Raw genomic sequence first — 13,094 nt, 5'->3', positions numbered from 1 at the left:
AGGTGGATTTTTGGAGCACGACAGGCTGCTTGATCGTCATTTCGAGCGAAGTGCAACGCAGTCGAGAACCACGAAGTGCTCAGCGAAGCTAAATCTATCTCGAGACAGATCTCTCCGCTCCACTGTGTTTCGGTCGAGATGACGACTTTTCAAGAAATGCTAAGCCTTAATCAACGGGTTTTTCTCTTTCGCAAACAGATCAAATACCTTTTTATCTACAAAAGCCGGGAAAAGCTTATTCATCCATACTGCTAATTTTCCTTGTCCGGTCATTACTAAAGTACGTTTACGTTTTTCAATACCATCGGCTATAATGCTGGCGACTTCTTCTGAGGTCATCATTTTACCTTCATCCATACTGGTTTCGCCGTGGGCTGCACCATCTTTTGATAAGGCTGTTACACGGATGTTCGAAGCGGTAAACCCCGGACAGGCCACCATTACATTTACGCCGGTTTTTAGCAGTTCGGTACGCAACGATTCCATAAAACCATTCATGGCAAACTTAGAAGCCGAATAACCTGTACGGCCCGGTAAACCGCGGTAACCTGCAATTGATGATACGCCAACTACTGTTCCTTTGGTTTTTAGAATTTCGGGCAGGGCATATTTTGTACAATAAACGGTACCCCAGAAATTCACATCCATCAGGTTTTTAAGCACCGATAAATCAAGGTCGTTAAAAAGGGCACGCATCGATAAACCGGCATTATTAACCAGGATATCTATTTTTTGAAAGGAAACCAGAGCTTGTTTAATAATCAGCTCGCAATCGGCTTCTTTACTTACATCAGCCTGAACGGCCACTGCCCTGATGCCATATTGTTTTTCCAGGTCGGCTGTGATTTCGCATAATGTTACATATTGGCGCGCAGCTAAAACCAGATTGGCACCACGTTTTGCAAATTCTTCGGCACAGGCTTTTCCAATTCCGCTTGATGCGCCTGTAATGATGATTACTTTATTTTTTAGATTCATTTAGTAGCAAGGTTTGAGTATTAAGTATCAAGATATAAGTATTGAGACTTGATACTTCTTATATTTATTTTGTTTTAAAGTAGTTTGTAGCTTCAGTAACTTTATCCGTATTTATGATGCCTGATAGGGATTGCTTCCAGTAGTTTTCGTTATCTGGTGCTCCCCAAAAACGGAAAGGTTTATTGATTTGATAAGCGGCAAGTACAAGTGCAGATAATTTGTCTTGATCAGCTTCCGGTATTTCACCTATTCCTTTCCATTTGGAATAATCAGCAAAATTAGCACTGATCATCGTTATCTTTTTTAAATCTTCAAGGGCATAGTTTACGCCTGGCAAGCCATCAAACTTGATCATTTCGGGATAAAGATGAAAAGTATTGTGCGGCGGCCGGTTTCCGCTGATCACAATGCTTACCCTTTTGCCTCTTTTTGAAAATAGTTTTTCGTAGGGCTTCAATGTTTTCAGCAAAACAGGATAGGTTATATCCCAGCTTTCTTTAAAATCGATCATCAACTGGAAACTATAAAAATCTTTAGTTTTAGAAAAGGCCAAGATCGGCTGGAGGTACATTTTATCTAAGGTATTCCCAGCTTTGATTTCTTTTTTACTGTGTGCCACCATTAACGAATCGCCAACTACAAATACATCGGCCTCTATCGAAAAAGCCTTGTTCTGAACGGCTTCGTAAAAAGGTTTGTTGTGGGTATAATCGTTGTGGGAATGGATCCTGATCGGCGTTTGATCAAACCATCCCGAAAAAAAAATCATTGATAAGAATAAAAAATGCTTTGCCATTATTTCATCATCGCAGTTTCGTAAGGTACACGGGTAACAATCGAACGACCCAGGGTAATTTCATCGGCATATTCGAGTTCGCCACCAAAGGCAATACCACGCGCAATGGTAGTAACCGGCACATTGAATTCTTTTAGTCTTTTGTAGAGGTAAAACAAAGTGGTATCGCCTTCCATATTGGGACTTAAGGCCAAAATAATTTCTTTAATTCCGCCAGCTGCAACACGGGTAACCAAACCATCAATAAACAGATCAGATGGTCCTACCCCATCCATTGGCGAAATTAAACCGCCCAAAACGTGGTAAACACCAAAGTACTGTCCGGTGTTTTCAATCGCCATTACATCACGCGTATCTTCTACCACACAAATGGTTTCTTTATCGCGTTTATGCGAGGTACAGATTTCGCAAATTGTATAGTCAGAAATATTGTGACAGGTGGTACAGTGTTTAATCTGTTGTTTGAGTTTAATAAATGTGTTACCAAACTGGTTTACCTCCTCTTGTTCTTTGCTTAAAAGATGCAACACCAGACGCAAAGCCGTTTTTTGTCCTACACCAGGCAGTTTCGAAAATTCGTTTACTGCATCCTCAAGTAGTTTGGATGAAAAATTCATAATACAAAAATAGGTAAAAGGTTTATTAGTTCATTAGTCATTGGTTCAATAGTTCATGGGGTTATAGTTAATGGCTCATAGTTGATAGCCAATGTTCCGAAGCATTTCTAAGTTAATGGTCGATTACTTATAGTCCAATGCGATGTTTTAGAAAAACGATTGAATATTAATGGCTCGCCGGCTTAGGTGTAATGACTATTAACAATCAGCTATAAACCATTAAACAAAAGCAGTAAAAACTAAAGCCATTGACTTTAACTTTGAATTTATTACATTTATCAGCTTAAAACAAAACTATGTCACCAACCATCCTCTTGTGTTTTCTAATTGGTTACTTCCTGCTACTGATTATCATTTCGTTTGTAACGTCTCAAAAATCGTCAGACAATAATACGTTCTTTGTTGCCAACAGAAACTCTAAATGGTATTTAGTAGCCTTTGGCATGATTGGAACGGCGCTTTCGGGGGTAACTTTTATTTCGGTACCTGGCGAGGTTGGCGCGCCCAGCGGAAACCAGTTTCAGTATTTTCAGTTTGTACTGGGCAATGCGGTGGGCTTTATCATTATTGCCACTGTTTTGTTGCCGCTTTACTACCGGATGAATTTAACTTCTATTTACAGTTATATCGAAAAACGGTTGGGCCATTACAGTTACAAAACAGCTGCATCGATATTTCTGTTAAGCAGAACACTTGGATCGGCCACGCGGCTTTATCTGGTAGTAATTGTATTACAACGCTTTATATTTGATAATTATGGTATTCCGTTTTGGTTAACGGTTTTAATTTCACTGGCCTTAATCTGGTCGTACACCTTTAAAGGAGGCTTAAAAACCATTATTATTACCGATACCCTGCAAACGTTTTTCCTGGTATTATCTGTTTTTTTAACTATTTATTTTATTTGTAATAGTCTCGATTTCAGCATTCCACAAGCGTTTGAAACCATAAAAAACAGCAGTTATTCTAAAATATTCTTTCTGGATGATTTCCTTACCAACAAGTTCTATTTCAGCAAACAGTTTATAGGCGGTATTTTCGTAACCATCGCCATGACTGGTCTTGATCAGGATTTAATGCAGAAAAATCTGAGCATGAGCACCATTAAGGAAGCGCAGAAAAACATGTTCACCTTTACAGGGGTATTTGTGATCTTAAATGTTTTCTTTTTAAGTGTAGGTGCATTGTTATACATTTTCGCAAGTAAAAACGGTATCGATATCCCTTTAGATCACATTACAGGCAAACCGCGAACAGATTTACTGTTTCCTGAAATTGCCCTGAATAACCTGGGTTCGGTACCCGCCATTATTTTTATGCTGGGTTTAACAGCCGCTACCTTTGCCACTACCGATTCGGCCTTGACCGCCCTAACCACTTCGTTTTGTGTAGACTTTTTAGGCATGGATAAAGCCAAAAACATAGACGAAAAAAGTGCGGTTAAAAAGCGCCATACCGTGCACGTGGCTTTTTCAGTTTTAATGTTTTTGGTCATTATTGTAATTAATGCATTAAACAGTTCGTCGGTTGTGAGCTTAATTTTCACCATTGCCTCTTATACCTATGGTCCGCTTTTAGGCTTGTATAGTTTTGGATTATTTGTAAAAAAACGCGGACTTCACGATAAATTAGTACCGATAGTTTGCATATTATCGCCTTTTTTATGTTACTTGCTTGCGAGCAATTCGGCTGCAATATTGGGCGGATATGTTTTTAGTGTTGAACTGATTTTAATTAACGGTTTAATCACATTTATAGGTTTGTTATTCATTAGCAAAAAAACTGATGCGCAAACCAGGTTTTAATATTTAGCATTACGTATATGACGAGTGAAGAAAAAATAAGAAGCGCTTTTGAGAATAAAGACTGGCAGGAAATTAAAGTAACAGACTCCTGGCAAATTTTTAAAATTATGGCCGAGTTTGTAGATGGTTTTGAGAAACTGGCTAAAATTGGCCCATGTGTTACAATTTACGGGTCGGCCCGTACCGCCCAAACCCACCGCTACTACCAATTGGCAGAGCAGTGTGGTAAATTATTAACCGACCGCGGTTACGGTGTAATTACAGGCGGTGGTCCTGGTATTATGGAAGCAGGTAACAAAGGTGCACATACCAATGGTGGTAAATCGGTTGGTTTAAACATCGAACTACCTTTTGAGCAATTCCACAATAAATATATCGATCATAACAAATTACTGGAGTTCGATTACTTTTTTGTACGCAAGGTAATGTTTATGAAATACAGTCAGGGGTTTGTGGTGTTACCTGGTGGTTTTGGCACTATGGACGAGCTTTTCGAAGCCTTAACCCTGATCCAGACCGGTAAAATTGCCCGTTTCCCAATTGTATTGGTAGGCATTGATTATTGGGGCGGATTAATTGAATGGATTAAAGGCACTATGCTGCAAAAAGAGCACAATATCCACGAAGAAGATTTAAACCTTTTCCGCTTGGTTGATACTGCCGAAGAAGCTGCTGAACATATCTTCCGTTTCTACGATAAGTATGTGCTGAAGCCAAATTTCTAGTTCATAGAAGTTCATGGCTAATAATCTATAGCAGGGCTTCCATTATCCAGGAGTAATTGCTCAATAGTCGATGGCTTATGGTTGATAGCCAATATCCATTAAGCTAACTTAAAACTGATAACTGGTTATTGAATATTAATAAAGAGGTGTTCACAAGATGAGCACTTTTTTTATGCCCAAATAAATTGTAACAACTTAAGTCTCTTGCCATCTAAAATAAAACAGCATACATATGGCAAAGTTTATTAATTGGAAAAGGGACTGGTTGAACGGCAACTTACAACTGTTTGTTGACGGGATTCAGAAGGGTGCTTTAACATTTGAAATGTGGAAAAGCAATGCCTATACCTTATTCGAGGATAAAGACTATGCTTTTGAAAATAAAGGTTTCTGGCAAAGAACTACAACGGTAACCGACCGTAAAACGAATGAAGTGGTAGCCATCATCACTTACGACGGCTGGAAATCGAAAGCCATTATCAGTTTAAAATCGGGTGAGCAATATGAGTGGAAAGCAACCAGTTCATGGCGCTCAGAATGGACGGTTTCGAACAACAAAGACACGCACATTTATTACCAGGCTTCGAGCAATACTGGTGCTATTTCTACCGAAGCAGACAACAGTTTATTAATTGTTTCGGGTTTGTTTATTAAACAGATTTACAATAAGAAAACAGCGGTAATGGTGGCTTGTTTGGTTCCAGTTATTACCGCATCCCTTACCCGTCACCACGGTTAGGCATTAATTAATCTTTTTGGCGATGGAACAGGTATTATATTGGAGAAAAGGTTTATTTGATAGCAACTATCAGGTATTTTATGAGCAGCAGCTGAAATTTTCGATGAATTTTAGTTCTTGGCAAAACTCTGCCATTGCCACTACGCAAAGCGGAATTTACCTCCTAAAGAGCGAGGGTTTTTCAAAGCCTGAAACCAGGATTCTAAATAACCAGAACGAGACTTTGGCTACCATTACCTATGATTGGCTTGGGTTTAAGGCCAGGGTTGTTTTTGCCTCAGGCGAAACATTAGACTGGCGTTACCAGAATAGCTGGTTAAGCCGCTGGTCGCTCAACAACCTCAAAGATAAACAGATCCTGTTCAGTGCATCGGCCGGAAACGGAAACATCCACAGCAATGTAAACGATGATATGCTGGTACTTACCGGGCTTTTTATCCGTGAGTATTATTCGAGACTACTGTTTGGCATGATCATTTTGATAATCATCCTGATCAGCTGTAGAAATATTTTTTAGGTTCAACGGCCAAGCTAAGACTTAAAAAGTCTTTCTCCGTTCGCTCCCCTTTAAACTTCGTAAGCTACCCTAAAATTTCCTGTATTTTCTCGGTTGGGCGGGCAATAACGGCCTGGTCGCCAGAAATAACGATTGGTCGTTCAATTAAAATAGGGTGCTTAACCATGGCTTCAATCCACTCCTCGTCCGTTAGTGTTTTGCCTTTGTAGTTTTCAACAAAAACGGCCTCTCCTTTCCTAATCAGTTTCAGTGGTTTAATACCGAGTTTGGCTACAATTGCTGTAAGTTCGGCCTTGTTTGGTGGGGTATCCAGGTAGTACACTACTTCAAAGGCTTTTCCACTTTTTTCGAGTTCCTGTAAAGCGCAACGGCTTTTGGTGCACCTGTTATTGTGATAAATGGTAATCATTATGAATGCTGTTTATAATCCGCTTACACCACCGCTTACTACCAGCTTCATGGCATCGGCAGCAGTCATTTTTAAATCGGTAACCTTATTGCGTTGTACAATACACAACTGCCCGGCAAATGAATAGGAAAGCGGAAAATAAACCGCTACCTCATCGGGCAAATCCAATTTATGCAAATCGTTCTGGGTTAAAAAACCAATCTTCTTTAAACCTCCTTCTACCTCTACCAATACGGGATGGTTAAATTTCTTTTCGTCGCCCACAAAAGCTTCGGTTAAATCTTTTATCGAAGAGTAAATGAAATTAAGCAAAGGCAGGCGGTGCATCATCCGCTGAAACCAATTGTACATGGGTTCAGTAACCAAATTGGTTACAAAAATACCCGCCAGCAAAATAATGGTAACAACGGTTAACAAACCCAGACCAGGTATGTTTCTACTTTCGCCTGTTAGCGGATTTACACCAAGTATATTCTTTACGTTTAACCAGCTATCAACAGTTGTAACCGCCCAAACTACAATAAAAATACTTACAGCAATAGGCACAACTATTAATAAACCTTTAATCAGATAGTTTAAAATGGCTTTCCCTACTTTGTTCATGCGGCAAATTTAGGTAAAAATAGTGAAACCCCACGCGCTATCCCTGTTTGTTCATTGGTTCATTAGGCATTGGTTCATTAGTGAAACCCATAGTCCCACCCTATCGGTTGGTGTCTCACCGACCGAAACAGATGGACAAAAAGGGCCATATAAAGCGATACAATCGCTTGTCTCTCCCGTCCACGTTACAAACGTGGACGATACATTTGGCAGAATACCTCCCAGTACAGACTGAGAGAAATCTATAGATACAGATTTCTCGACTACGTTGCACTTCGCTCGAAATGACGATACAGGAAGGGCTAAAAGGTACCCTATGTGGCATTTTGCCTGGCACCAATGAACAAGTGAACCAATAAACTATTCGTAAAAATAAACACGCTTAACCCTTTGCGAAATGTTGGTTAAAATCTCGTAGGGAATGGTATTTACCTCGCTGGCTAACTGCATAATGGTGTGCTCTTTATTAAATACGATGGCTTCATCGCCGGCTTTAACATCAATCCCTGTAATATCGAGCATGGTCATATCCATGCAAATAGAACCTATTGTGGGCACCAGATTACCATTAATGAGCATTTTACCTACCCCATTACCAAAAGCCCTGCTATAACCATCGGCATAGCCAATTTTTACGGTTGCAATCTTTCCACCCTCAGGCATAATTCCTTTCCGGCTATAACCTACTGTTTCGCCGGGTTCGAGTGTTTTTACCTGACTAACCGTAGTTTTAAGCACCATAACGGTTTGCAGGCCACGATTATTGGGCAATGCAGAATCGAAGCCATACAAACCAATGCCCAGGCGTACCATATCCATTTGGCCTTCGGGCCAGCGCGAAATGCCCGAGGTATTGGCGATATGCAATAGAGGTTTGTAAATTAAAACATCGGTTAATTGTTTGGCCATTTCTTTAAACCGCGCTATTTGCTGTTGGGTAAAACCATCATGCTCGGCCTCTCCACTGGCCACGAGATGTGAGAAAATGCTTTGTACTTTTACTTTAGCATTATCTTTTAACAAGCCGGTTAAGGTGGTAATTTCTGCTTGATCGAAACCTAAACGGTGCATCCCGCTATCAATCTTAATGTGAATGGGATAATCGAAATCGTAATCAGAAAGCACATTTATAAAACTGTTCAGAATTTCGATGCTGTAAATTTCGGGCTCTAGCCGATGTTTAATAATGGCTTCGAAAGCAGATTCTTCGGGACTCATTACCATAATCGGCAAAGTAATTCCTGCTTTGCGCAGGGCTATACCCTCATCAGCGTAAGCTACCGCCAGGTAATCTACTTTATGAAATTGCAGTAAGTTGGCAATCTCAAAACTACCGCTACCATACGAAAAGGCTTTTACCATGGCCATCATTTTAACGCCAGGTTTAATTTTAGAGCGGTAAAACTGGAGGTTACCCACCATGGCGTTCAAATCGATCTCTAAAACCGTATCGTGTATTTTCTGCGTGAGGAGTTTACTAATCCGGCCAAATTCGAAGCGCCTCGCTCCTTTTACCAAAATGGTTTCGTGACTAAACTGCAAGCCTGGAAAAGCTTCAACAAAGGCATTGGTATAGTCAAAAAACTGGGTTTCGAACTTAAAAAGATCGGCAAAACGTGCAATGTGTGTTCCGATCCCGATTAAGCGATTTACCTTTTTCTGCAATAGCAATTCGGCTATTTCGGTATATAAATCGAGGTCATCTCTTCCGGTTTCGAATAATTCGGAAAGAATAACAGTTTTCCGCGCATGTTGGTTCTGTTGGTTCAGAAAATCGAGGGCAATGGCAAGCGAAGAAATATCGGCACTGTACGAATCGTCGATAATGGAACACTGGTTAATGCCATTCTTCAGTTCGAGGCGCATGCTCACATGGCTCAGTTTCTCTAAACGCAAATCGGCCTGTTCGGGCGTGTAGCCCAAAGCAAGCAAAGTAGCCCAGCAAATCATGCCGTTCTCAATCGAAGCCTTATCTTTAAAAGGCAGCATGCATTCTATTTCCCTATCCTGGTAAATGGCCCTTAAGTAACAGTTACCTTTAATAGGTTCTACCGCAATTATCTGTAAATCGGCAGCTTGTTTACTGCTCCAGCTAAATTGTTTTTTCCCGGGCAACTCTTTAAAACTCACTTCGCTTACATACTCGGGCGAATAGATAAAAAGCTCACTATCTTTAAAAAGCCTGAGTTTTTCAGTCAGCTTTTCCTTTTTCGAACTAAAACCTTCGGCATGTGCTTCGCCAATATTGGTTAAAATCCCAATTTGGGGCTGAATAATCTTTGCCAGACTTTCCATTTCATTTACGGCAGAAATACCTGCTTCAAAAATGCCTAAAGTATGACTCTCCTCAATTTGCCATACCGAAAGCGGTACACCAATTTGCGAATTATAACTTTTAGGGCTTTTAACAATATTAAAATCGGCGGCCAGGAGCTGGTACAGCCATTCTTTCACAATGGTTTTGCCGTTACTGCCGGTAATACCAATGGTTTTAAGGTTAAATTGCCTGCGGTGTTCAATTGCCAGTTGTTGCAAGGCTGCCAGTGCATCGTTAACCTTTAAAAAATTGCAATCTGGATATTGTGAAATATACTTTTCGTCAGTAATTACGAAATTACGGATCTCTTTAGCATAAGCATCTTTTATAAACTCATGGCCATCGCGATGCGCGGCGAGGGCAAAAAATATAGAATTTTCCGGAACGAGCACGGAGCGGCTATCGATTACCAAATACTGGATAAGCACCTCTTTGTCAATCAATTTGGCATCTGCATTTAAAATTTCGGCTATTCTGGCAATGGTGTATATCGGGTTTTGCATGCTATTTTTATTCAGAAAATAGGGTAATCGTTTATATTTTTACGAATTTCAGTAATTAATTATGAAAAGCGGTAAACAAGACACCATAATATTAGATAAAAAGCAGGCATTGGCCAAGGCCGAAAGTTTTTGCGCCTACCAGGAACGCTCACAAAAGGAAGTGCGTAGCAAATTGTTAGACCTGGGCATGCGGGGCGACGAGCTGGAAGAAATAATTACCGAGCTTATTTTAAATAATTTTTTAAATGAAGAAAGGTTTGCTCTCAATTATGCTTCGGGTAAATTTAACATTAAACATTGGGGCCGGGTAAAAATTAAACAGGGTTTAAAGCTGAAAGGCGTTCCGGATAAGATGCTGCAAAAAGCAATTTATAGTTTGGATGAAGACGATTACCTGCTTACTTTAGAAAAACTAGCGGTAAAAAAAGCAGAAAGTTTGAGCGAAAATGATCCCTTTAAAAGAAAAATGAAGCTGATGAGCTACCTTCAGGCAAAAGGATTTGAAACTGATTTAATTTTACTAGTACTGAAAGCCAGCAATTTAAACTAAATATTAAATTTTTAATAAAAAATCTCTTGACAGATATATAAATCTGCCTATATTTGCATCACCAAAACGAAACAACAACATCAGTTTTGTAAATGCGAAAGTAGCTCAGTTGGTAGAGCACGACCTTGCCAAGGTCGGGGTCGCGAGTTCGAATCTCGTCTTTCGCTCCAAAAAAAATGCCTTCCTACCAGAAGGCATTTAATTTTAAAGTTAACCAAGCCGATGGATATCGGCAGCGGCTAATGCTCGGGTGGTGGAACTGGTAGACACGCAGGACTTAAAATCCTGTGCTTTCAAAGGCGTGCGGGTTCGATTCCCGCCCCGAGTACAACAAAAGAATCGAACTAAAAGCCTTGATGAAAATCAAGGCTTTTGTGTTTTATAGCCATTTTCGATCTATTGGTCGGTGTCTCACCGACCGAAGTAGATAACCTGAAGCTGGCAGGTGTGGACACCAGCCAGTAGATGCATCGAACAGATTTTCGCCGGGCCTAAACAACATTCAAATATCCGTACCCTATCGGTTGGTGTCTCACCGACCGAAACAGGCAACCTAAAGCTGGCAGCTGCAGACACCAGCCAGTAGGTACATAGAACAAACTTTCTCCATGCCTGAACAACATTCAAATATCCGTGCCCTATCGGTTGGTGTCTCACCGACCAAAACAGACAACCTGAAGCTGGCAGGTGCAGACACCAGCCAGTAGGTAACAGCTTATTTATTACCCAGCTGTTCGGCCAGACCTATGAGTATTCCTTCAGTTCCCCGGATGTAGCAAAGGCGATAAGAATTTTCGTACTGCACGATCTCGCCAACCAGCTCAGCACCGTGCTTAATGAGTCTGGAAACTACCTCATCAATATCTTCAACAGTAAACATAACGCGTAAGTAACCGAGCGCATTTACAGGAGCAGTTCGGTGATCGGCAATAGTAGGCGGACTAAGAAACCGCGAAATTTCAAGCCTACTGTGACCATCAGGAGTAACCATCATTGCAATCTCAACACTTTGAGACCCCAGCCCGGTAACATTCCCTGCCCACTCTCCTTCTACCATACCCCGCCCTTCGAGCTTAAGGCCTAATTCAGAAAAAAATGAGATGGCATTATCCAGTGATTCTACAACAATGCCCACATTGTCCATTCGTAGTAATTTATTTTTTACCATAATCTTAGCTATTTATTAAACTCCATCCTCAGGTTTACTGCCTGGGCAGCAACAGATAAGCATGAATAAAAATACTAATTATATAAAGGGATATACTTTATTGTAGTCCATAAATATTCTACATGGTTAGAGAATCTTTCTGTTAATAAGGTATTTGGTGATAAAGGCAATCAAACCACCAAACAAAAGCCTTTATAGCGGTTTAGTCACCATTTCGATATGTGGTATCCCATCTTCCATAAACTCACTACCCGATGCTTCAAAACCCAGCGACGCATAAAATGCTTTGGCATAAGTTTGGGCACCAATACGGATCGGAACATTACCGAAAAGCTGCCTGCAGGTTTGAATTGCTACTTCCATTAATATTTTTCCTGCTCCGGTACCCCTCACCTGCGCACTGGTAATTACCCTTCCAATAGAGGCTTCTTCAAATGAAAGCCCTGCCGGAACAATCCTCGCATAGGCTACCAGTTCGTTATCTTTCAAAAGCATTAAGTGGTGGCAATGCTGGTCTTTGTTATCGGCATCCTGATAAAAGCACTGTTGTTCGATTACAAAAACCTCAATCCGAAGCCGCATAATCTGATAAAGTTCATCCGGGCTTAAATCGTAAAAGGCTTTAACAACGGTATGGTATTTCATGGCTGGTTAATTTATTTTAGTTTTTTTAACAGATATTGATCATTCAAAGGCACCAATATTACTCAAAAAACTACCAATTGTTGCAAATGCGCTAAACAGCGGAACAAATTTTCGGTTCTTTTTACCAGGCTAAAAAAATAATTTCATTTTTTTTTCAAGCTTGATAAGCCCATACATTTGCGTTCGTTAAGCCAGCTTTTAACTCGCTGATAATCTTTAAATTTTAGATCAAAAATTAGAGAAAAACATAAGGGCTCACCCTTGTTAATTTAGGGCAAAAAGCCCCTCAGTTTACCAATCAGCACAAAAAAAATAAAATTATTTTTGAAAGTGATATTTATATTTCTATATTTGCAACCCCAACGGAATACAACACATCAGTATTCAATTGCGAAAGTAGCTCAGTTGGTAGAGCACGACCTTGCCAAGGTCGGGGTCGCGAGTTCGAATCTCGTCTTTCGCTCCAAATGCCTTCCTAACCGAAGGCATTTATTTTAAAGTTAACCAAGCCGATGGAGATCGGTAGCGGCTAATGCTCGGGTGGTGGAACTGGTAGACACGCAGGACTTAAAATCCTGTGCTTTCAAAGGCGTGCGGGTTCGATTCCCGCCCCGAGTACAACAAAAATCGAACAAAAAGCCTTGATGAAAATCGAGGCTTTTCTGTTTTGCGGCTATTTCGTTAAACAGGCTTCAAATATCCGCAATCTACCGGTTGGTGTC

General features: G+C 40.4%; 13 protein-coding genes and 4 tRNA genes. 9 read left to right on the top strand and 8 right to left on the bottom strand.

The genetic code is table 11. The features are described from left to right. Window positions 1–159: 159 nt before the first annotated feature. The 3 genes from DBR40_RS10535 to recR all read right to left on the bottom strand — a co-directional run bounded on the left by DBR40_RS10535 (window position 160) and on the right by recR (window position 2,391). Window positions 160–978: an SDR family oxidoreductase gene (locus DBR40_RS10535; RefSeq protein WP_124559706.1), complete on the bottom strand. Its 819-nt coding sequence runs from the start codon at window positions 976–978 to the stop codon at window positions 160–162. Between the two features lie 64 nt (window positions 979–1,042). Next, on the bottom strand, window positions 1,043–1,747 hold the full coding sequence (locus DBR40_RS10530) for a glycerophosphodiester phosphodiesterase (RefSeq protein ID WP_124559705.1): 705 nt from the start codon (window positions 1,745–1,747) through the stop codon (window positions 1,043–1,045). Between the two features lie 26 nt (window positions 1,748–1,773). Then, a complete protein-coding gene (gene recR, locus DBR40_RS10525) occupies window positions 1,774–2,391 on the bottom strand; it encodes a recombination mediator RecR (protein ID WP_124559704.1) in 618 nt (205 codons plus the stop codon). Between the two features lie 296 nt (window positions 2,392–2,687). Here recR and DBR40_RS10520 point away from each other — a divergent pair, with 296 nt between their 5' ends. The 4 genes from DBR40_RS10520 to DBR40_RS10505 all read left to right on the top strand — a co-directional run bounded on the left by DBR40_RS10520 (window position 2,688) and on the right by DBR40_RS10505 (window position 6,177). Then, complete coding sequence (locus DBR40_RS10520) at window positions 2,688–4,196, top strand: sodium:solute symporter (protein WP_124559703.1); 1,509 nt, start codon at window positions 2,688–2,690, stop codon at window positions 4,194–4,196. A gap of 17 nt (window positions 4,197–4,213) precedes the next feature. After that, window positions 4,214–4,921 (top strand): TIGR00730 family Rossman fold protein, encoded by a 708-nt coding sequence (locus tag DBR40_RS10515; RefSeq protein ID WP_124559702.1) that lies wholly within the window; start codon window positions 4,214–4,216, stop codon window positions 4,919–4,921. Window positions 4,922–5,153: 232 nt separating this feature from the next. Next, window positions 5,154–5,660 carry a hypothetical protein gene (locus tag DBR40_RS10510; RefSeq protein ID WP_124559701.1) on the top strand — a complete coding sequence of 169 codons (507 nt, stop codon included), beginning with the start codon at window positions 5,154–5,156 and terminating at the stop codon, window positions 5,658–5,660. 22 nt (window positions 5,661–5,682) lie between these two features. Further along, on the top strand, window positions 5,683–6,177 hold the full coding sequence (locus DBR40_RS10505) for a hypothetical protein (protein WP_124559700.1): 495 nt from the start codon (window positions 5,683–5,685) through the stop codon (window positions 6,175–6,177). Between the two features lie 64 nt (window positions 6,178–6,241). On the opposite strand, the gene arsC is transcribed toward DBR40_RS10505, so the two are convergent. The 3 genes from arsC to DBR40_RS10490 all read right to left on the bottom strand — a co-directional run bounded on the left by arsC (window position 6,242) and on the right by DBR40_RS10490 (window position 10,009). Then, a complete protein-coding gene (gene arsC, locus DBR40_RS10500) occupies window positions 6,242–6,586 on the bottom strand; it encodes an arsenate reductase (glutaredoxin) (RefSeq protein ID WP_124559699.1) in 345 nt (114 codons plus the stop codon). A 12-nt stretch (window positions 6,587–6,598) separates the two neighbouring features. Beyond that, entirely contained in the window at window positions 6,599–7,189 is a 591-nt protein-coding gene (locus DBR40_RS10495; protein WP_124559698.1) for a DUF502 domain-containing protein, read from the bottom strand. A gap of 360 nt (window positions 7,190–7,549) precedes the next feature. Beyond that, window positions 7,550–10,009: a bifunctional UDP-N-acetylmuramoyl-tripeptide:D-alanyl-D-alanine ligase/alanine racemase gene (locus tag DBR40_RS10490; RefSeq protein ID WP_124559697.1), complete on the bottom strand. Its 2,460-nt coding sequence runs from the start codon at window positions 10,007–10,009 to the stop codon at window positions 7,550–7,552. 61 nt (window positions 10,010–10,070) lie between these two features. On the opposite strand from DBR40_RS10490, the gene DBR40_RS10485 reads away from it, so the two are divergent. The 3 genes from DBR40_RS10485 to DBR40_RS10475 all read left to right on the top strand — a co-directional run bounded on the left by DBR40_RS10485 (window position 10,071) and on the right by DBR40_RS10475 (window position 10,887). After that, complete coding sequence (locus DBR40_RS10485) at window positions 10,071–10,559, top strand: regulatory protein RecX (RefSeq protein WP_124559696.1); 489 nt, start codon at window positions 10,071–10,073, stop codon at window positions 10,557–10,559. A 94-nt stretch (window positions 10,560–10,653) separates the two neighbouring features. Then, window positions 10,654–10,729 (top strand) — tRNA-Gly (locus DBR40_RS10480). 74 nt (window positions 10,730–10,803) lie between these two features. After that, window positions 10,804–10,887 (top strand) — tRNA-Leu (locus DBR40_RS10475). A gap of 387 nt (window positions 10,888–11,274) precedes the next feature. Here the strand turns inward: DBR40_RS10475 and DBR40_RS10470 are convergent. Continuing rightward, a complete protein-coding gene (locus tag DBR40_RS10470; protein ID WP_233603850.1) occupies window positions 11,275–11,703 on the bottom strand; it encodes a VOC family protein in 429 nt (142 codons plus the stop codon). 216 nt (window positions 11,704–11,919) lie between these two features. After that, window positions 11,920–12,372 (bottom strand): GNAT family N-acetyltransferase, encoded by a 453-nt coding sequence (locus tag DBR40_RS10465; RefSeq protein WP_124559694.1) that lies wholly within the window; start codon window positions 12,370–12,372, stop codon window positions 11,920–11,922. Window positions 12,373–12,762: 390 nt separating this feature from the next. Between DBR40_RS10465 and DBR40_RS10460 the strand changes: the two genes are divergently transcribed. Together DBR40_RS10460 and DBR40_RS10455 are read left to right on the top strand one after the other, a co-directional pair. Next, window positions 12,763–12,838: transfer RNA gene (locus DBR40_RS10460), tRNA-Gly, on the top strand. Window positions 12,839–12,906: 68 nt separating this feature from the next. Beyond that, window positions 12,907–12,990 (top strand) — tRNA-Leu (locus tag DBR40_RS10455). The last annotated feature ends 104 nt before the right edge of the window (window positions 12,991–13,094 follow it).

Source organism: Pedobacter sp. KBW01, assembly GCF_003852395.1.
Taxonomy (GTDB): Bacteria; Bacteroidota; Bacteroidia; order Sphingobacteriales; family Sphingobacteriaceae; genus Pedobacter.
Note: the sequence above shows the minus strand (reverse complement) of the source record. Positions and strands in the feature narration are given on the sequence as shown.